The sequence below is a fragment of the Candidatus Chryseobacterium colombiense genome (assembly GCA_029203185.1).
Lineage (GTDB): Bacteria > Bacteroidota > Bacteroidia > Flavobacteriales > Weeksellaceae > Chryseobacterium > Chryseobacterium colombiense.
Map to the genome: position 1 here is coordinate 450,789 of CP119310.1, position 22,306 is coordinate 473,094.

The 22,306-nt window shown below is 39.5% G+C and carries 13 protein-coding genes; all 13 read left to right on the forward strand.

Annotated elements, in window-relative coordinates; all coding sequences use genetic code 11:
• The first annotated feature begins 2 nt into the window (after positions 1–2).
• The 13 genes from P0Y62_01940 (at position 3) to P0Y62_02000 (ending at position 22,304) form a co-directional block, all read left to right on the forward strand.
• Entirely contained in the window at positions 3–1,964 is a 1,962-nt protein-coding gene (locus tag P0Y62_01940; GenBank protein ID WEK70317.1) for a RagB/SusD family nutrient uptake outer membrane protein, read from the forward strand.
• 86 nt (positions 1,965–2,050) lie between these two features.
• Positions 2,051–3,220: a mannonate dehydratase gene (gene uxuA, locus P0Y62_01945; protein WEK70318.1), complete on the forward strand. Its 1,170-nt coding sequence runs from the start codon at positions 2,051–2,053 to the stop codon at positions 3,218–3,220.
• 15 nt (positions 3,221–3,235) lie between these two features.
• Positions 3,236–4,051 carry an SDR family oxidoreductase gene (locus tag P0Y62_01950; GenBank protein ID WEK70319.1) on the forward strand — a complete coding sequence of 272 codons (816 nt, stop codon included), beginning with the start codon at positions 3,236–3,238 and terminating at the stop codon, positions 4,049–4,051.
• 160 nt (positions 4,052–4,211) lie between these two features.
• Complete coding sequence (locus tag P0Y62_01955) at positions 4,212–5,930, forward strand: glycoside hydrolase family 43 protein (GenBank protein WEK70320.1); 1,719 nt, start codon at positions 4,212–4,214, stop codon at positions 5,928–5,930.
• Positions 5,931–6,092: 162 nt separating this feature from the next.
• Positions 6,093–7,709, forward strand: a complete 1,617-nt coding sequence (locus tag P0Y62_01960) for a glycoside hydrolase 43 family protein (protein WEK70321.1) — start codon at positions 6,093–6,095, stop codon at positions 7,707–7,709.
• 84 nt (positions 7,710–7,793) lie between these two features.
• Positions 7,794–9,722 carry an alpha/beta hydrolase-fold protein gene (locus P0Y62_01965; protein ID WEK70322.1) on the forward strand — a complete coding sequence of 643 codons (1,929 nt, stop codon included), beginning with the start codon at positions 7,794–7,796 and terminating at the stop codon, positions 9,720–9,722.
• Positions 9,723–9,771: 49 nt separating this feature from the next.
• Entirely contained in the window at positions 9,772–12,216 is a 2,445-nt protein-coding gene (locus P0Y62_01970; protein WEK70323.1) for a glycoside hydrolase family 31 protein, read from the forward strand.
• Positions 12,217–12,228: 12 nt separating this feature from the next.
• On the forward strand, positions 12,229–14,784 hold the full coding sequence (locus P0Y62_01975) for a glycosyl hydrolase 115 family protein (GenBank protein ID WEK70324.1): 2,556 nt from the start codon (positions 12,229–12,231) through the stop codon (positions 14,782–14,784).
• Between the two features lie 12 nt (positions 14,785–14,796).
• Entirely contained in the window at positions 14,797–15,915 is a 1,119-nt protein-coding gene (locus P0Y62_01980) for a family 43 glycosylhydrolase (GenBank protein ID WEK70325.1), read from the forward strand.
• 17 nt (positions 15,916–15,932) lie between these two features.
• Positions 15,933–17,306 carry a glycoside hydrolase family 43 protein gene (locus P0Y62_01985; protein WEK70326.1) on the forward strand — a complete coding sequence of 458 codons (1,374 nt, stop codon included), beginning with the start codon at positions 15,933–15,935 and terminating at the stop codon, positions 17,304–17,306.
• A 12-nt stretch (positions 17,307–17,318) separates the two neighbouring features.
• Positions 17,319–19,340, forward strand: coding sequence for an NPCBM/NEW2 domain-containing protein (locus P0Y62_01990; GenBank protein WEK70327.1), 2,022 nt, complete (start codon positions 17,319–17,321; stop codon positions 19,338–19,340).
• Positions 19,341–19,352: 12 nt separating this feature from the next.
• The gene (locus P0Y62_01995; protein WEK70328.1) at positions 19,353–20,759 is read left to right on the forward strand and encodes a glycoside hydrolase family 43 protein; all 1,407 of its coding nucleotides are present in this window, start codon (positions 19,353–19,355) and stop codon (positions 20,757–20,759) included.
• Between the two features lie 168 nt (positions 20,760–20,927).
• Positions 20,928–22,304 carry a glycoside hydrolase family 43 protein gene (locus P0Y62_02000; protein WEK70329.1) on the forward strand — a complete coding sequence of 459 codons (1,377 nt, stop codon included), beginning with the start codon at positions 20,928–20,930 and terminating at the stop codon, positions 22,302–22,304.
• Positions 22,305–22,306: the final 2 nt, after the last annotated feature.

Here is a 22,306-nt window from a genome sequence, read left to right on the forward strand (position 1 = left end):
TCATGATAAAAATTAACAAAAAAATTGTATTGGGAGTTGTAGTGGCTTCACTAGTATTGTCTAGCTGTAATGAGATTCTAGACGAACAACCCAGATCAGGATATACGGTTGATTATTTCAATTCTGCAGATGGCGTAACATCTGGCGTAACCGCATTGTACAGAAGCTTACGTCTTCTTTATGGGAATGGTTATTATATGAGTGCAACACAGAACGGAACAGATGAGGCAACTTGGGCTCAGAGTGCAGACGGGAATTTTAAAGATCTGGATATGACAGGAGGGACTGGAGCAATCAACTCTAATACTTTTCCTACAAGTATGGTTTGGGGATCTGTTTTCCCTTATATTAATACAGCCAATGGTATTATAGAAAGAGGACCTAAATTCAATATTCCGGAATCTCTTGTATCTGAAGCTCGTTTTTTTAGATCTTTTTATTATTTTCAACTAGTACAGACGTACGGTGGTGTACCTTTAGATTTAGGTTCTGGAGAATTGGCTCTGAACATTTCACCTACAACTTTGTCTAAAAGAAATACCGTTCCTGAGGTATATTCAAGAGGTATTTTTCCTGATTTATTAAAAGCAATAGACAATCTTCCTGCAACTCCTAGAGTAACGGGTGGGGTTACAAAAAATGTGGCAAGGCTGTTTTTAGCTAAAGCGTATCTTACTTACGGTTGGTGGTTGCAAAATCCGAATAATATTCCGACATATCCTGATGCTGCACGAACGGATCTTGATGGCCATAATGCACAATGGTATTTTCAACAAGCATATGATTTATCTCTACAAGGTATTAATAATCCAGGATCTTATGCCCTTCAGCCTACTTACTATGATGTAAATGAGGGCTCTAAAGATCGTAATTCAGAGCAGATGCTTTACGCAGATCATACAGCATCCAGTATTTTTTATAACGAGGGTGATCCTGTAGGATACGGTTCTGGGTGGGCTCCGGATAACTTCGCTGCCTGGATGCAAACATGGAATTATACAAATATAAAAAGTAGTAAATCTGCTACTTCATGGGTTTCAGCAAGTCCTATTACAAGAGAAGCGGCACAATCGCTGGGAAGGCCTTGGGTACGTATGGCACCACCTATAGGAGTTATTAAAAATACCTTTGCCGATAAAACTAATGATTCCCGTTATGACGGTACTTTTGTAACGACTTACAGAGGAAACTGGCAGAAAACAGGAACAGGCTTGGAATCTGTTACAACACTCTATAATGCTAATAGTCTTCCTGTACCGGTAGGAGGGGCGATATTAAGCTTCTTGGATGATGATTCTCAATTACCAAATATTGCTTACCCGACTGATGGCGGCCAAAATGGTGTAGGTGCTGGTGTTTTGCCTGGACGAGCGGATTGGGTAATTTCACCTAACGGAATTAGCAGAATTGTATATCCGGGACTTTGGAAAATTGGAACGTATCAGACAAATGATGTCACTGGTTTAGGTTATCCAAATGCAGCTTTAACAAGACCATTCCCTGTAGCTAAATTCTCTGAATTTTATTTCATTGCAGCGGAAGCAGCTGTAAAAGGAGCTTCGGGTGCTATGAGTGCAAGAGATTTGATCAATGTAATTCGTGCAAGAGCAGGAAAATGGAGATTTAGTAATAAAAATAATGCTTCATATATTGCCGACAACAGCGCAGCTATGACTGCAGCAACACCAGCTACGATTACTATAGATTATATTTTAGCAGAGAGATCAAGAGAATATTATGGAGAATTTTACAGATGGTTTGATTTGGTAAGAACTCAAAAATGGACAGAATATGCTGCAAGTTATCAGATAGGAGGAACAGCTTATGGAAATCATACACCACAGAATTTTACAAGAAACATTCAGCCATATCATTACTTGAGACCGATTCCTCAGGGACAGTTAGATGCAATGACCGAAATGTCTGCAGCGGATAAGGCAAAATACCAGAATCCTGGTTATTAAAAATTAGTTAGTTTCACATTCATATATAGTTTACAGGGCAGATCCTAAAATATCTGCCTTGTTTTTTAATTAAAAATTTAAATGGTATGGAAAAAACATGGCGTTGGTTTGGGAAGAACGATAAAATTAAATTACAAACACTTCGACAAATCGGTGTGGAAGGAATTGTTTCTGCATTGCACGATATTCCTAACGGAGAAATCTGGAATTTGGAGGTTATTAACGATTACAAAAATTATATAGAAAGTCACGGTATTCGCTGGTCTGTTGTGGAGAGTCTTCCGGTAAGCGAAGCGATCAAATACGGAGGTGAAGACCGTGATTTTTTGATAGAAAATTATATTAAAAGTCTCGAAAACTTAGGAAGAGCAGGGGTAACTACGGTTTGTTACAATTTTATGCCGGTTTTAGATTGGGCAAGAACAGATCTTTTCCATGAATGGGAAGACGGTTCATCGTCATTGTATTTTGATAAAGCAAGATTTGCTTATTTTGAAATTCATATTCTGAAAAGAGAAGGAGCAGAAAACGATTATAATCAGGAAATTTTGCAAAAAGTTGAAGAATTAAAAAATACGCTCACAGAAAAGGATAACAATGATCTGATAGATTCAGTCATTGTAAAAACACAGGGATTCGTTAATGGAAATATTAAAGAGGGCGATTTAAATCCCGTAGAAAAGTTTAATAATTTATTGGCTTTATATGATGGAATTGATAAAAATCAACTTCGGGAAAACCTAAAATATTTCCTTGAAAAAATAATGCCTGTCTGCGAAGAATGGAATATCCAGATGTGTGTTCATCCAGATGATCCACCTTTTGCTTTATTAGGTTTACCAAGAATTGTAACCAATGAAGAAGACATCGATTGGTTTCTGAACGCAGTCGATAATCCTCACAACGGATTGACATTCTGCGCAGGTTCTTTGAGTGCCAATCTTCAGAATGACGTTCCGAAATTAGCTCAGAAATTTGCCAACAGAACAAAGTTTGTTCATTTGAGAAGCACCAATGTTTTTGAAAACGGAGATTTCATTGAAGCCCATCATTTAGGTGGAAGAGGAAAATTAATCGACGTAATCCGAGTTTTCGAAAAAGAAAATCCAGATTTACCAATGAGAATCGACCACGGAAGATTGTTGTTGGAAGATATTGATAAAGGCTACAATCCTGGTTATTCTTTTTTAGGAAGGATGTTGGCTTTGGGACAGATTGAAGGAGTAATGGCAACAGTACGATCAGAAGTACAATAAATAATAAAAAGTAAAATGAAAGAATTATTCAGCATTAAAGATAAAGTAGCTGTCATTACAGGCGCTTCCGGCGTTTTGGGAGGAAGCCTTGCGAAAAGTTTTATCGAAGCGGGGGCAAAAGTGGTGGCTTTAGGAAGAAACCAGGAAACGCTGGACAACCGAGTGGAAGAACTGACTGATTTAGGAGGTGATGCCTTTGCTGTTGAAGCTAATGTCATGAACCTCGAAAGCCTTGAAAAAGCATCAAAAAAAATTATAGAAAAGTATGGTAAAATAGACGTTTTGCTCAACATCGCCGGCGGAAATATCCCAAGTGCAACTTTGTCTCCAGAACAATCATTTTTCGACATGAACATCAATGGATGGAATGAAGTAACCAATCTTAATATCAATGGAACCGTGTATCCAAGCTATGTTTTTGGAAAAGTAATGGTACAGCAAAAAAGCGGAAGTATTGTCAATATTTCTTCGATGGCAGCTTATTCTGCAATTACAAGAGTGGCAGGATATTCGGCAGCAAAATCGGCAATTACCAATTTTACACAATGGCTGGCTTCCGATTTGGCTTTAAAATTCGGAGATAAAATCCGTGTTAATGCTGTGGCACCTGGATTTTTCATTGGTGATCAAAACCGTGCTATTTTACTGAATCCTGATGGATCTTTAACGGATAGAAGCAAAAAAGTGATTGCGAAAACACCAATGCAGAGGTTTGGAGAAGTGGAAGAATTAAACGGAACTGTACAGTTTCTCTGTTCGGATGCCGCAAGTTTCATTACAGGAGCTTTAATACCTGTTGATGGCGGTTTCAGTGCTTTCAGCGGGGTATAATTGTAGTTATTTTCTTCATATAGTTAAGACCTTAATTTATTATTTTAGATTAGGGGCTTTTTCTAAATTTTTCTAATAAATCGCTAAAGTAGTATGCATAAGTTTGTTTTAGCGAAGCAGTTCTAATTAAAACTAATAATAAATCTAAAAAAATATAATAATGAAACAGAGACTAATGCAATCGATTTTTTCAGCACATAAAACCGGCATTATTGCAGCTGCAGCTCTACTTTATGTAAGTAATATTTCTGCCCAGACTTTTTCAGATTTTAATTACCGTGGAAACGATAAAATATACAGTGATAACCCTCTAAAACCGGACGAATTTTATTCCCCAATTCTTCAGGGTTGCTATCCCGACCCGAGCATTACCAAAAAAGGAGATGATTATTACTTAGTAAACTCTTCTTTCTCAATGTTTCCGGGCGTTCCGATTTTTACTTCCAAAGATTTGGTGAATTGGAAGCAGGTTGGTCACGTTCTCGACAGACCTTCACAACTTAAAGTGGAAAAAGGCGGAGTTTCTCACGGAATTTACGCACCAGACATCAAATACAACAAATTCAACGATACATTTTATATGATTACCACGCAGATTGCGGGCGGAGTCGGAAATATGGTCGTGAAAACCAAAGACCCGGCAAAAGGCTGGAGCGAAGTCCAAAAATTAAATTTCGACGGAATCGACCCTGCGATTTTCTTTGATGATGACGGAAAAGCATATATCGTTCACAACGACGCACCGCCACAAGGAACAGAGCAATATCAAGGTCACCGCGTCATCAAAATGTGGGATTACGATTTGGAAAAAGACCAAGTTGTCGCAGGTTCCGACAAAATTATTGTGAATGGCGGAGTCGACCTTTCTCAAAAACCAATCTGGATTGAAGGTCCGCATTTATACAAATTCAAAGGAAAATACTACCTGATGTGCGCCGAAGGTGGAACAGGAGGCAACCACAGCGAAGTTATTTTTATGTCAGATTCTCCGAAAGGGCCATTCGTTCCCGCAAAAAATAATCCGATTCTGACGCAAAGATATTTTCCAAAAGACAGAAAGGAAAAAGTAGATTGGGCAGGTCACGCAGATTTGGTTGAAGGTCCGAACGGACAGTGGTACGGCGTATTTTTAGCGATTCGTCCTAACGAAAAAGGACGTGTAAATCACGGTAGAGAAACCTTCATTCTTCCTGTTGACTGGAGCGGAACATATCCTGTGTTCCAGAATGGCTTGGTTCCAATGAAACCAAAATTAAAAATGCCGGAAGGTGTGAAAAATCAAACCGGACAAAATGGATTTTTCCCGAACGGAAACTTTACTTATAATGATAAATTAACAGATAAAAATCTCGATTTCCGTTGGATTGCAATGCGTGGTCCTCGTGAAAACTTTATTACGGCTACAAAAGCGGGTGTCAAAGTGAATCCTATGGAAACGAATATCAAAGCTTTGGCTCCGATTTCATCTTTGTTCCACAGATTACAGCACGAAGATTTTGAGACATCTGTAACCCTAGATTACAAACCTAAATCTGAAAAAGAATTAGCCGGAATCACGCTCTACCAAAGCGAAACGTTCAATTATGTTTTCGGAGTTACAAAGAAAGACAAAGACTTCTACATCGTTTTAGAAAGAACTGAAAAAGGAAGTTCAAAACTCATTGCCAGCGAAAAAATTACATTAGGTAAGATGATTAAATTCCAGGCTGTTGGAGAGAAAGATAACATCAGTTTTAATTATTCTGTAGACGGTAAAAACTTTAAAAATCTAGGTGGACCGGTTTCCGGAGACATTCTCTCAACGGATGTTGCAGGCGGTTTCACAGGAAGTTTAATCGGTCTTTATAGCACGTCTTCAAACGATATTGTACCGAATTAAAATTATCAATAGAAACGGGCTTTAGCCCGTTTAACTAAAAAGCAATGATGAATGGCTTTAGCCTAAACTTATTGTAAATTTTGGCTAAAGCCAATCCAGAAACTAAAGCCCTACGCAATTGATAAATTCTATTGTAACAAACCAAACCAAAATATCAAAACCGTGAAAATTAATAAATCATTTTATATAGTTTCTTTTTTGGGATGTATCGGGCTGAATCACCTTTCAGCCCAGGTAAATCACTCTGAAAAGGCGACAACTCAATTTACCAACCCAATCATTTGGGCTGATGCACCGGATTTATCGGTCACCAGAAACGGCGACGATTTTTATCTGATAAGCACCACAATGCATCTTATGCCAGGCGCTCCGGTGATGCATTCCAGAGATTTGGTACATTGGGAAATGTCGAGTTATGTTTTTGATACATTAAATGATAATTCTAAATATGATTTGATTGACGGAAGCGTTTACGGACGTGGACAATGGGCATCGTCCATCCGTTATCACAAAGGGAAATATTACGTTCTGTTTTCCCCGAATGATGAGCCTTTCAAATCCTATTTTTATGTCACCGACAATCCTGAAAAAGGCAATTGGAAGCTTATCACGAGAACCAGACATTTTCACGATGCATCTTTACTTTTTGATGATGATGACCGGGTTTATGTCTTCACTTCCAACAAAGTTTTTGAGCTAAGCTCAGATTTTAAAACAATTATCGGGAATCAGGATGGAACGGAAGTTTTTCAGAAAGATGCTTCGGAAACCGGACTTTTGGAGGGCAATCAAATCATCAAAAAAGACGGAAAATATTATATGATGATGATTTCCTGGCCGAGAGGTGGAAAACGTCGTCAGGAAGTGTACAGAGCCGATAAAGTTACCGGACCTTATGATAAAAAGGTCATTCTTGAAGACAATTTTCTTGGATTTTCTTACGCCGGTCAGGGTGCTTTGATTGACGACAAAAACGGTAATTGGTATTCATTGATTTTTCAGGATAGAAATGGAGTAGGAAGGGTTCCTATTTTGCTTCCTGTGAAATGGGAAAACGACTGGCCAATTTTGGGTGACAACGGAAAAGTACCTTTGACAGGTGAAGTTCCGCTTTCGCCATTTAAACCGAAAAATCATCTGGTAGAAAGCGACGAATTTTCCGACAAAAAAATGAAAATCCAATGGCAGTGGAATCATAATCCTGTCAATTCTGCCTGGTCATTATCCGGCAGAAAAGGTTTTTTAAGATTGAAAACCAGTAGAATAGTTGATAATCTCTACCTCGCTCCCAATACATTAACGCAAAGAATGGAAGGTCCAAAATCCAGTGGCATAGTTGCTTTGGATGTGAAAGGAATGAAAGACGGTGATGTTGCAGGTTTCAGTGCTTTCAACGGTGATTCCGGGATTTTATCTGTGGTGATGGAAGACGGTAAAAAGTTTGTCGTTTTTTCAACGAATGAAGTCAGTTTAGATAACAAAACTAAGACGGTTACAGGTGTTAAAAAAGAAGAAAAGAAGAGAATTCCTCTGAATTCCGACAAAGTTTATTTTAAAATTGATGCCGATTTCAACCTTGGAAAAGATTTAGCCGATTTTTATTACAGCACCGACCAAAAGAACTGGACCGAAATGGCGAAAGATTACAAAATGATTTTCGATTACCGAAGATTTTTTATGGGTTCCAAGTTTGCAATTTTCAATTATGCAACGAAAAATCTGGGAGGTTTTGTAGATGTTGATTTTTTCAGATATGCAAATTCTTTAACCATAAAATAAATTCTTTAATGAATATTTAATTAAATCTTGCAGGAATAATTTTTTTATCTAAATTAATAAGTGTAAAAAATACAAATAAAAATCATGAACAAATCTATCATATTAGCAGTAAGTTTCGTGTTATCAGGCACGTTTGTTTCGGCACAAACTCTTGATAAACAGGCGCCACAAGGTTTTGATATTGAAAACCGAACCATTTCTCACGGAAAAATTGATACGATTCAGTATACTTCAAAAACCGTCGGAACTACAAGGAAAGCTTTGGTTTACACACCGCCGGGATTCAAAAAAGGGGAAAAATATCCTGTTCTTTATCTTCTTCACGGCATCGGCGGAGACGAAAAAGAATGGTTCAACCAAGGGAAGCCTAATGTTATTCTGGATAATCTCTACGCACAGGGAAAACTGCAGCCGATGATTGTCGTTTTGCCAAACGGTCGTGCAATGAAAGATGACAGAGCAACAGGAAATATCATGGCTCCGGATAAAGTGGAAGCGTTCGCAACCTTTGAAAAAGATTTGTTGAACGACCTGATTCCATTCGTAGAAAAAAAATATCCTGTCAAGAAAGACCGTGAAAACAGAGCTTTAGCCGGTTTGTCGATGGGAGGCGGACAAACGCAGAATTTTGCTTACGGAAACATCGATAAATTTGCATGGTTGGGCGCATTTTCTTCAGCACCCAACACGAAAGAACCGAGCCTGCTTTTACCCAATCCGCAAGATGCATTGAAGCTGAAGCTGATTTTTATTTCCTGCGGTGATGCCGACGGACTGATGCCTTTCAGCAAGAGAACCAGTGATTATCTGAGGAAAAATAAAATCCCGCATATTTTCTACATTGAACCAGGTGGTCATGATTTCAAAGTCTGGAAAAATGATTTGTACATCTTTTCGCAATTGTTATTTAAACCAGTTGATAATACTAAATTTGATGGATTTACTGTTTTGGGAACGCCTGCTGCAACCAATATCAGGAATGCGCAGTATCCTCAAATTCTTCCCGATGGAAGGGTGATGTTCAAAGTGAAAGCACCGGAAGCACAAAAAGTTCAGATAGATTTAGGAAAAAAATATGACCTGAAAAAAGATGCTGAAGGTTTCTGGACTGGAACGACTGATCCTCAAAGCGGAAGTTTCCATTATTACTCGTTACTGATTGACGGTGTTGCATTTGCAGACCCGTCCAGCGAAACGTTCTACGGAATGGGAAGATACGCCAGTGGAATCGATATTCCTTTTGATGGCGATGATTTTTATGCTTTAAAAGATGTTCCGCACGGTGATATTCGTATTAAAAATTTCTATTCTAAAATCACTAATTCTTGGCGAAGAGTTTTCATTTACACGCCGCCAGGCTACGACCAAAACTCTTCTGAATCTTACCCAGCCTTGTATATTTTACACGGCGGAGGCGAAGATGAAAGCGGCTGGGCAAATCAGGGGAAAACCAATCTGATTTTGGATAATCTGGTTGCGGAAGGTAAAGCCAAAAAAATGGTCATTATTATGCCGGATGCCAACATAGGACAAGGCGGAATCCGAAATTTTGGCGAACGTAATCTCCAGATGTTCGAAAGAGAGCTGAAAGAATCCATTATACCATTTGCTGAAAGCAATTACAGAATTAAAAAAGGCAAAGAAAATCGTGCATTGGCCGGACTTTCAATGGGCGGTATCTATACATTGTATACAGGAATTCAGAATTCGGATATGTTTTCCAGTCTGGGTGTTTTCAGTTCAGGATATATGTTGCCGATGCTTCAGGATGTTGCCGATAAACAGTACAAATTTTTAAATGAAAATAAATCTGCCTTTTCATCCAACGTTAAAAATTTCTGGATTTCAATGGGTGGAAAAGACGATATCGCATACGAAAACGGCCAGAAAATGTTGAAAGAACTGAATAAAATCGGAATTAAATATTCTTACAGAGATTATCCTGGCGGTCACAGTTGGCCGGTTTGGAGAGACAGTCTGCATCAGTTTGCGCAGGAAATTTTTAAAAATTAAGATTTAATCCAAAACAGACTGTTAATGTTTTAATCCAAAATCCTATACAATGAATTTCAACAGAATAAAAATCAAAGCACTTATTATCACGGTCGTTATTGTATCGGGAGATATCACGGCGCAATCTTATCAGAAGACAGATTCAGGATTGAAATTTTCAGCTGATAATATGACTATTGAAGTGAAATTGTATGGAGAAAATACAGTTAGGATTATTAAATATCCGCTTGGAAAATCATTTGAAAAAAACAGTCTGTCGGTTATCAAAAAAGAACAGAAAACTAAATTTTCAGTTTCAGAAAACAATCATCTTATTTCATTAAAAACAAATGATTTAAATATTTTAATTGATGCTAAAAATGGCACGATTACTTACAAATCATCCTCAGGAAAAGAATTGTTGAAGGAAGTTGGAAGCGATTTCCAACCTTTCAATGATGCCGGAAATCAAACCTATTCTGTGTCTCAATCATTTCAACTGGAAAAAGACGAACCCATCTACGGTTTAGGAATTTTACAAAACGGAAAAATGTCTCAACGGAATATGGATGTAAAAATGATACAGAATAACACCTGGGATTTTGTGCCGTTTTTTCAGTCTGTGAAAGGATATGGCATTTTTTGGGATAACTATTCGCCGACACAATTTACCGATAAACCGGACAAAACATCATTCTCTTCGGAAGTTGGCGAAGGTGTAGATTATTATTTTATCTACGGAAAAAATGCGGATGGCGTAGTTGCCGGAATGCGAAATCTGACGGGAAATGTACCAATGATTCCTTTATGGACTTATGGTTACTGGCAGAGTAAAGAACGCTATAAAAGTCAGGATGAGCTTTTGGATGTCGTTAAAAAATACCGTGATTTAAAAGTTCCTTTAGACGGAATTATTCAGGATTGGCAGTATTGGGGAAATAATTATCAATGGAATGCGATGGATTTCATCAGCCCCGATTTTTCCGATGCAAAAAAAATGATTCAGGATATTCACGATATGAATGCACATCTTTCTGTTTCCATCTGGTCGTCTTTCGGACCGATGACAAATCCGTACCGTGAAATGGATAAAAAAGGAATGCTCTTCAATTTCAAAACCTGGCCGGAATCTGGCCTGGAAGTGTGGCCGCCTGATATGAATTATCCTTCAGGAGTCCGCGTTTACGACGCCTACAATCCCGAAGCCAGAAATATTTACTGGAAATATCTGAACAAAGGCGTTTTCAGTCTGGGCGTAGATACTTGGTGGATGGATTCTACGGAACCGGACCATCTGAGCCAAAAACCGGAAGATTTAGATACCAAAACATATCTTGGTTCATTCCGAAAAGTGAGAAATGCGTATCCGCTGATGACCGTTGGCGGAGTGTATGACCATCAACGTGAAACAACCAGTGATAAAAGAGCTTTTATTTTAACAAGGTCAGCTTTTGCAGGACAGCAAAGATATGCAGCCAACACTTGGTCGGGCGATGTCAACTCTTCCTGGGAATCCTTGCGCAATCAGGTTCCGGCAGGTTTAAATTTCAGCCTGACAGGGAATCCGAATTTCAACTCTGATATCGGCGGTTTCTTTGCCGGTGTTTATAAAAGAAATGGAGGTGCCAACAATCCGATGTTTCAGGAATTGTATGTTCGCTGGTTGCAATACGGAACTTTTACGCCAATGATGCGTTCGCACGGAACCGATGTGCCAAGGGAAATCTATCAGTTTGGAAAAAAAGGAGATGTAGTCTATGATATAATAGAGAAATTCATCAACCTCCGTTACAGTATGTTGCCTTACATTTATTCCGTTTCCTGGGATGTTTCTAAAAATAATTCCAGTTTTTTGAGGGCACTTTCGATGGATTTCTCATCAGACAAAAAAACTTGGGACATTAATAATGAATATCTTTTTGGAAAGTCATTCTTAGTTGCACCGATTCTTAATCCTCAATATACGCCTGAAAAAATCGTAAAAACCGATGAAAATGAAGGCTGGAATAAAACCGATGCCAGCAAAAAAGAAAATTCACTTTCTAATATAGATTTCACCCAAAATAAAACCGTTAAAGTTTACCTTCCGGCAGGTTCAGACTGGTTTGATTTCTGGATGAATGAAAAACACAAAGGCGGTCAGGAAATTGAAAAATCCATTAATCTTCAAAGCATTCCGCTGTATGTGAAAGCGGGAAGTATCATTCCGTTTGGTCCTGATGTACAATATACTACTGAGAAAAAATGGGATAACCTTACCATAAAAATCTATCCTGGAGCAGATTCAGACTTTGTTTTATACGAAGATGAATTTGATAATTACAACTACGAAAAAGGCGATTACACTGAAATTCCTTTTCATTGGAATGAAAAATCAAAAACCTTGACGATTAATGCCAGAAAAGGCTATTACAAAGGCATGATTGATAAACGAAATTTCAATCTGATTCTTCCTAATGGTCAAGAGAAATCGGTGAGTTATTCCGGGAAAAAAGTGACTGTAGATTTCAAATGATAAAACTTATTAATGAAAAACCGTCAGATAAATAATAAGCTATTCATCCTGTTTCTGTTTTTTGCAGCAAGAATTTTTGCCCAGCAAACCTCAGGAATCACGGAAAATATCATTTCAGATGATAAAGGTTTCCCTATTGTTTCAAAAGAGGGAGAAGTTGCCGATTTATTTTATGACCCATCAGAAAATATTGCCGTTATTCGTGCTGCAAAAGATTTACAGACCGACCTTCAGAAAGTAACTGGAAAACTGCCCAATTTGGCAACAACAGAAACTTCCGGAGAATTTGAAATCATCATCGGAACGGCTGGAACCAATAAGCAGATTGACCAACTGATTTCCTCAAAGAAAATCAATGCTAAAGATTTGAAAGGCAAATGGGAAAGTTTCGTTATCACTACAATAGAATCTTCAAATTCAAAAAAACAGCTCATTATCGCAGGAAGTGACAGACGGGGAACAATTTATGGAATTTACGAAGTCTCAAAACAGCTTGGTGTTTCGCCGTGGCATTGGTGGAATGATGTTCCTGTTCAGAAACGTTCTTCAGCGTACGTCATTCCGGGATATTTTGCTTCGGGCGAACCAAAAGTGAAATACCGTGGCATTTTCATCAATGATGAAGAACCCGCTTTCGGAACCTGGGCAAGAACAAAATTCGGAGGAATCAACAGTAAGATGTATTCGAATATGTTTGAACTTCTGTTGCGTCTCAGAGCCAATTATCTTTGGCCTGCGATGTGGGGAAAAGCCTTTAACGAAGACGATCCGCTCAATCCAAAAGTCGCCGATGAATACGGAATTGTAATGGGAACTTCGCACCACGAACCGATGATGCGTGCTCAAAAAGAATGGGGAAATCACCGCAAAGAATACGGGAACGGAGAATGGAATTACCACACCAATAAAGACGCACTCCTGAAATTCTGGGAAGATGGATTCAGTCGTAATAAAAATTATGATAATCTCGTAACAATGGGAATGCGTGGTGACGGCGACGAACCGATGAGCGATTTGGGAAGTGCTGAAGCCAATTTCAAACAGTTGGAGCAGATTATGAATGACCAAAGAAAAGTCATTGAAAAAGTAACAGGAAAACCTGTAAAAAACACCCCTCAGCTTTGGGCTTTGTACAGTGAAGTTTTGGAATATTACGACCAGGGAATGAAAGTTCCGGACGATGTCATTATTTTGCTTTGCGATGATAATTGGGGAAATGTACGACGACTTCCTGAACTGAATTCCAAAAAGCATCCGGGCGGTTACGGAATGTACTATCACGTCGATTTGCACGGTGCGCCTAGAGCCTATCAATGGCTGAATATGACGCAGATTCCGCATATGTGGGAACAGTTGCAGTTAACATACAGTTACGGAGTTGATAAAATCTGGATTTTGAATGTCGGGGATTTAAAACCCAACGAATATCCAATGGATTTCTTCCTGAATATGGCGTGGAATCCCACTTCTTTTACACAGGACAATCTTGAAAATTATTCGGTGAAATTTGCAGAAGAACATTTTGGAAAGACCAATGCGAAAGAAATTGCAGAAATTATTAATCTTTACTGTAAATACAATTCAAGAGTTTCGGCAGAAATGCTGAATGATAAAACCTACAATCTTCAAAGCGGCGAATTTTTGCAGGTAAGAGATGCATATTTAGCTTTGGAAACAAGAGCTTTGAGACAATTTATCAATTTAGACGAGACTTATAAGGACACCTATAAACAGATTGTTTTGCATCCCGTTCGTGCGATGGCGAATCTTTACGATATGTATTATGCCGTTGCAATGAATCATAAACTGGCAGCAGAAAAAGATTTAAAAGCCAATGATTGGGCAGATTATGCCGATGAATGTTTTGCGAGAGATGCAGAATATACTAAAGATTACAACCTGAATATTTCTGGTGGGAAATGGAACCATATGATGGACCAGACGCACATCGGCTACAAATCCTGGGACGAACCGAAAGAGGGAAATATCAAGCCAACCGTTTACAGAATCACGAAAGAAGATGCAAAAACAGGCGGTTATATTTTTGAGGAAAAGAATGGCGTAGTTGCAATGGAAGCCGAGCATTTTTTTGAGACTAAAGCTTTGGCAAATACAAAATGGACGGTCATTCCTGATTTGGGAAGAACGCTTTCTGGGATTGCATTGATGCCTTATACGGAAAAAACTATTGGTTCGGCGATAGCCTATCAATTTAATCTGAAAAATAAACCTTCTGAGGTAAAAGTTCATTTCATTTTTGATTCCACGCTTCCATTTAAAAAAGGTGGACATAGTGTAAAAGCTTATCTCGATAAAAATAACTCAAAAACCATCGGTCTCAATCAGGATTTGACCTGGGCAAATAATTACACCAAAATGTATCCTGCTGCTGCAGCAAGAATCGTGGAAAAAGTTGAAACATTCACTGTTCCGGCAAATCAGAACGGCAATTTTACTTTGACGGTAGAACCTCTTGACCCAGGAATTGTACTGCACAAAATCATCATAGACAACGGCGGTTATGAAGAAACGTATTTGAAAATGGATGAAAGTCCTTATAAAAGATAAATATTTCGAAATATGAAAAATTTTAAAGATATTCTGTTATTATTTTTATTCATTTTTATTTCAAATCTGAATTTTGCTCAGGTTGAAACATCAAAAACTTCAGCCAAAAGAGAATTCCGATATACCAATCCGATTACCAGAGATTCTGCCATTTCTATGCGTGACCATTTCATCATTAAGGTCGATGATTTATGGTATTGTGTGGGAACTTCCAATCCTGTTTGGGAAGGCAAAAATCCGGGAGTCAGGATGTTGGTTTCAAAAGATATGGTGAATTGGAAACAGCATTCTTTTTTAATTGATGCTAAAAAACTTCCCAAAGATTGTCCTTATGACGGTCGTTTCTGGGCTCCCGAAATTCATTTCATCAAAGGAAAATATTATTTGATTGTAAACAGCGGAAAAGTAACCAAAGAAGACCCGAAAGGAATGGCGACACATAGCATTTGGCTGTTTTCAGCCGATAAAGTGACAGGTCCATATAAACTGCTGAACGGTCCGCTCACCCCACAATATAACAACGATGCCACTTTGTTTGAGGATGAGGACGGACAGGTCTATCTCTATTGTAGCGGAAATGGATTATTTCAGGCTAAAATTGATTTAAAAACAGGAAAATTAACCACACCTATTCAAAAATTTCTGGATAAAAAACAATCGGGCTGGCCAGAATGGATGGTTGGCGGAATCGAAGGGCCTTTCGTTACCAAGAAAGAAGGAATGTATTTTATGTTTTTTTCCACGTGGACAAGAGGTTATGAAGTTGGTTTGCTGAAATCAAAATCACCTTTGGGGCCTTGGGAACTTGCTTCGCAGGAACCGATTTTCGGAACCCGCAAAAAAGGTTACAGACAACAAATGGCAAAAGATGGAGGCTATGAAAACCTGCAATTTACAGATACACAGGATCCTTATCAGGAAACAGGTCATAATGCGTTCTTTATCGGACCTGATGGAAATCTCTGGAATTCCTGTCATTATTTTATGTATGAAAAACGACCATATCCATACAGTCAGACCTTCGAGCCTTGGGAACTGGGTCCGCAAATGGGAATCGAGCCGGTGTATTACAAAGACGGAATGTTTTACATTAATCCACCGACCTGGACGGAACAAATCATTAAATATTAATTCGAAAAATAATTAATATGATCAAGAAATATATATTGAATTTTGTGTTGTTGTTCCTGGGAATATCACTGAGCGCACAAAATCCAATCGTCCAAACCAAATTCACCGCCGACCCTGCGCCTATGGTTTACAAAGACACGGTTTTTCTCTACACAAGCCACGATGAGGACGATGCTTTTGGATTCAAAATGAAAAACTGGTTGCTGTACACATCCACCGATATGGTCAACTGGACCGACCACGGCATTGTAGCCTCCCTGAAAGATTTCAAATGGACCGATCCCGAAAACGGAGCGTGGGCGCCACAGGTTATCGAAAGAAACGGCAAATTCTATATGTATTGCCCGATGCCTGGGCAAAGAGGAATCGGAGTTTTGGTGGCAGACAGTCCGTATGGCCCGTTCAAAGATCCGATTGGAAAGCCGTTGGTGAAAAATTCCAGCGATGATATTGACCCAACTGTTTTAATTGACGATGACGGACAAGCCTATCTTTATTGGGGAAACCCAAATCTTTGGTATGTAAAATTGAATGAAGATATGATTTCGGTAAATGGCGACGTCATAAAAGATCCTTCTATTGCGAAAGTGAAAGGTTCGCCAGACCTGTTTCATTATCAGGAAGGACCTTGGGTTTGGAAGAAAAACGGAAATTATTATCTGGCGTATGCGTCCACTTGCTGTCCGGAAGGAATCGGTTATGCAATGGGAAAATCTGCAACCGGACCTTGGGAATTCAAAGGAATGATTATGGACAGCGACAAACGCTCCAACGGAAATCATCCTGGAATTATTGATTATAAAGGAAAATCCTATGTATTTGGATTCAACTATAATATTGGGAAACAGACGATGAGCAAACATTACGAACGCCGCTCTGTCTGCGTAAGCGAAATGAAATACAAAGCCGACGGAACCATCCAGAAGCTACCTTTTTGGAATCCCGAAGGTGTAAAAAGAATTGCAATACTCAATCCGTACAATAGAGTAGAAGCGGAAACCATCGCTTTCAGTGAAGGTCTGAAAACCGAAAAAATGACCGAGTGGGAAAGAAATAATCCTTATGACACAGGGAAGAAAATCACTGACCGAATGGTGGTTTCATCCATCAATAACGGCGATTATCTGAAAGTTCAAGGTGTGGATTTCTCAAAGGGAACGAAATCCATAGACGTTTCTGTTGCTTCAATGTACGGCGGAACGATTGAAATCCGCACAGACACAATTGACGGACCAATTTTAGGAACTGTAAAAGTGACCGGAAAAGCGGAAGGCGATATTTTTAAAACCATTACTACTCCTGTTAAAAACATCAAAGGTATCCACGATTTGTTTTTTGTTTTCAGGGGAGACAGAGACCTTTTCTATTTTGATTGGTGGAAATTTAATTAATCTAATTTAATAATGTTGAAGACTAAAATATTTTTAATTGCTGTAACATTTTTGTTGTCAGGAAATATTTCCAAGGCACAGTCAACCGTTTGGCTGGACCAGTTGGATTTAAGCGTGGCAACCCAAGGTCACGGAAAACCGGGTATCAATACTTCGGTGGACGGCAAACCTTTGACCATCGCCGGCCAAGTTTTCAAAAGAGGCTTCGGAACCCACGCTGAAAGTTCTTTGTTGATTAAATTAAATAGTAAAGCAAAAAGCTTTTCCGCAATGGTGGGAATGGATGATGAAATAAAAGGTCAAAATCCCGCAGCCGAATTTGAAATTTACGGCGACAACAAAAAACTTTGGTCAAGCGGAATCATGCATTTGGGAGACAAAGCAAAGCCTGTTTCCGTTTCGCTGGAAGGAATTAAACAATTAGAATTAGTCGTAACAGACGGCGGAAACGGACCTTATTACGATCATGCCGATTGGGTAAACGCCAAATTTGAAACCAATGGACTTTCGACTTTGGAAACGTTCAATCCAATCGCTTCAGAACCATATATTTTAACCCCAAAACCTGCTCCGACGCCAAAAATTAATTCGGCTGGCGTTTACGGCGCTCGTCCCGGTTCTCCTTTTCTTTTCAGAATTCCTGCGACAGGCGACAGACCAATGACTTTTTCAGCCAAAAATCTTCCGACAGGTTTAATATTAGATTCTCAAACAGGGATTATCACTGGAAAAGTTGATACAAAAGGAACTTATGATGTTGTTTTAAATGCTAAAAATGCACAAGGCTCCGCTTCAAAAAAATTAAAGATAGAAATTGGCGACAGGATTGCGCTCACGCCAACGATGGGTTGGAACAGCTGGAACTGTTTCGGGCACGAGGTTTCTGCCGATAAAGTGAAACGGGCAAGTGATGCTTTGATTAAATCCGGCTTGGTAAATCACGGTTGGAATTACATCAATGTCGATGATTCGTGGCAATTCAACAGAGATGGAAAAGACCCGTCGTTTCAGGGAAAAATGCGTGATGACAAAGGTTATATTTTGACCAATTCCAAATTTCCGGATATGAAAAACCTAGCCGATTACATTCACGGAAACGGTTTGAAAATGGGAATTTACTCTTCGCCCGGACCCTGGACTTGTGGTGGATGCGCCGGAAGTTACGGTTACGAAAAACAGGACGCTGAAAGTTATGCCAAATGGGGCGTCGATTACCTGAAATACGATTGGTGCAGTTATGGTGGCGTGATTGACGGTTTGCCGGATAACGATTCGAACAAAGTTCCGTCATTGGCTTTCAACGGTGGTGGCGATTTGGATAAAGGAGTGAAGCCATTCAAATTGATGGGGAATCTTCTTAAACAGCAAAAGCGAGATATCGTCTATAACCTTTGTCAGTACGGGATGGGCGATGTCTGGAAATGGGGCGATGAAGCCGATGCGCAATCGTGGCGAACCACCAATGACATTACAGATACTTGGGCGAGCGTCAAAAATATTGCATTGGCACAGGATAAAGCATCTGCGTTTGCGAAGCCCGGAAACTGGAACGACCCGGATATGTTGGTCGTCGGAATTGTAGGTTGGGGAAATCCGCATCAGAGCCGTTTGAAACCCGATGAGCAATATTTACACATCAGTTTGTGGAGCATTTTTTCCGCGCCGTTGCTGATTGGTTGCGACCTTGAAAAACTGGACGATTTTACCTTAAATCTTTTAACGAATGATGAAGTGATTGCTGTAAACCAAGACGTTTTGGGAAAACAGGGCGTTTGTCTGCAGACGATTGGCGAGCTTAAAATTTATGTGAAAGAACTGGAAGACGGTGGGAATGCAGTGGCTTTTGCCAACTTTGGAAGGGATAAAGTGAAGATGTCTTACAAGGATTTTAAAACACTGGGAATTTCAGGAAATCAAACGGTGAGAGATATTTGGAGACAGAAAGATATTGCAAAAATCAATGCAGATAAGGGAAATCTGGCTTTGGATATTCCGGCGCACGGCGTTGCTTTTTACAAATTCATTTCAAAATAATAATATTTAATTATGATTCAGTTTAAATCAAAATATATAACGTTATCATTTTTGCTGGCAGGAATTTGTATTTCCGCCCAAAATCCGGTTATTCAGACTCATTTTACGCCAGATCCTGCACCGATGGTGTACAAAAATAAAATGTATGTCTACACCGGAGACGATATTCCCGGCTATGATTTTTATTATATGACGAAATGGAGAGTGTATTCTTCTGATGATATGGCGAACTGGACCGACCACGGTTCTCCGCTTTCACTGGAATCTTTCAGTTGGGCTCGTGACAGAGCCTGGGCGGCGCAATGTGTGGAACGTAATGGCAAATTTTATTGGTATATCTGCGTGCAGACCGTTGATAATAATATGGCGATTGGTGTGGCGGTATCGGACAGTCCGACTGGTCCTTTTAAAGATGCGCTCGGAAAACCATTGGTGACAACGGGAACCTGGGATAATATAGACCCGACGGTTTTTATTGATGATGACGGACAAGCCTATCTGTATTGGGGGAACAGCAAATTATTTTACGTGAAGCTCAACAAAGATATGGTTTCGTATGAAGGAAAGATCACCGAAATTCCACAATCGGTGGAAGCTTTTGGCGGATTGAGACGTCCTGGAAGAAGTGATGAGGTTTTGCAGAAACAGGAACAGTTTAAAGATGTTTTTGTGGAAGGTCCCTGGTTTTACAAACGCAACAAGCAATATTATATGATGTATGCCGGAATGACCGATCGAACCGAATGTCTGTCATATTCCGTAAGCAATTCACCGACCGGACCGTGGAGATATCAGGGAAAAATAATGACCGGCCAGCCAACCAATAGTTTTACCAACCACGGCGGAATTATCGATTTCAAAGGAAAATCCTACCTGTTCTATCACACAGGATTATTGCCCGGCGCAGGAAGTTACGGAAGGTCGACGTCTATTGAAGAATTCAAATACAATCAGGATGGCAGCATTCCGAAAATTACAATGACTAAAGAGGGCGTAAATCCTGTTGCAACACTCAATCCCTACAAAAGAAACGAAGCGGAAACAATAGCCTGGTCAGAGAAATGCAGCACTTCCGAAAATAAAAAGACGGGAGTTTATGTTTCCGATACCAGAGTGGGAGGTTACATTAAAGTTCGTTCGGTAGATTTTGAAAAAGGTGCCTCTGAATTTTCAGCTTCAATTGCCGCAGGTGTTGACGGAGGAATTTTAGAAGTCAGATTAGATAAAGTGGACGGAAATAAAATTGCCGAGATTGAAGTACCGAGAACCGGTGGCTGGGAAGAATTTAAAACCCTGACATCAAAAATTTCAGAATCGGTTTCCGGCGTTCACGATGTGTATTTTGTCTTTAAAGGGAAAAACATTACAACCGGAAGAGTGCTTTTCAATTTCGACCATTGGAGTTTTAAAAAGAAATAAGATAAAAATTCCCCTCCTTTGGAGGGGTAGCGAAAATTCAAAGAATTTTTGACGGGGTGGTTTATTAGAATTACGTGATAAAAATAATACAACTTCTACAAGCGTTAGCGGCTTTGTGAAACTAAAAAAATAAAAACTTTGTGTCCTTAGTGTTCAAAAAAAGTTAAAATGAAAAAAACAATAAAAACAATACTCAATCTCTGTTTAATAGGATATTCGAGAATATTATTTTCTCAGAATCCTATCATTCAGACCAATTATACCGCCGACCCGGCGCCGATGGTTTATAAAGACAGGCTTTACGTTTACACCACCCACGATGAAGACGATTCCACATGGTTTACAATGAACAACTGGAAAGTTTATTCCACCAACGATATGGTGAACTGGACCGACCACGGAAGCATTCTGAGCTATAAAGATTTCGACTGGGCAAAACGTGATGCCTGGGCAGCGCAATGCGTGGAAAGAAACGGCAAATTTTTTATGTACGTTCCGATGTGGTCCAAAACCAACAACAAAGGAGCGATTGGTGTTGCAGTGGGTGACAGTCCGTTTGGACCATTCCACGACCCGCTTGGAAAACCGTTGGTACAGAGCGAATGGGGCGATATTGACCCGACGGTTTTTATTGATGACGACGGTCAAGCCTATATGTATTGGGGAAATCCCAAACTTAAAATGGTTAAGCTCAATCAGGATATGATTTCCTATTCAGGCGATATTGTGGAAGTGCCAATGACCGCAGAATCTTTCGGAAAAAGAGACGGAAAAGAAAATCCTGAAAGACCCACCAAATACGAAGAAGGGCCTTGGCTGTACAAAAGAAAAAACCTGTATTATCTGTTCTGGCCGGGCGGTCCGCTTCCTGAATTCATCGGATATTCCACGAGTAAAAGCGCACAGGGACCTTGGAAATACGGTGGAATTGTAATGCCAACCGAAGGGAAATCTTTTACCAATCATCCCGGAATTGTTGATTTCAGAGGAAAAACCTATTTCTTTTATCACAACGGAGCGTTACCGGGAGGAAGTGGTTTCACAAGGTCGGTGAGTGTGGAAGAACTTAATTTTAATAAAGACGGTTCTATTTCGCCTATCAAAATGACGAATGGAATTACCAAAGCGATTGCAACCATTAATCCTTATTCCTTTAATCAGGCAGAAATGATTGCCTGGTCTGAAAATGTAAAATCCTATCAGAATAAAGAAGCAGGTGTTTTCATTAAAGCTAAAAAAAGCGGCGCTTACACCAGCGTGAAAAATGTTGATTTCGGTAAAAAAGGAGCCGCAACATTTTCAGCCAGAGTTGGAACGACACACAACAGCGATGTGACGATGGACGTTCATTTGGACAGTGTAAGCGGACCTATTATCGCTACGGTAAAAGTTCCGTTGACCGGCGGAGACGACCGTTGGGAAACCGTGAAAACCGAACTGAAGGAAAAAATTACCGGCGTTCACGATGTGTATTTTGTATGTAATGGAAAAGCAGCAAAAGATATCATGTTTTTCGATTATTGGACTTTTCTTGAAACTCATTAATT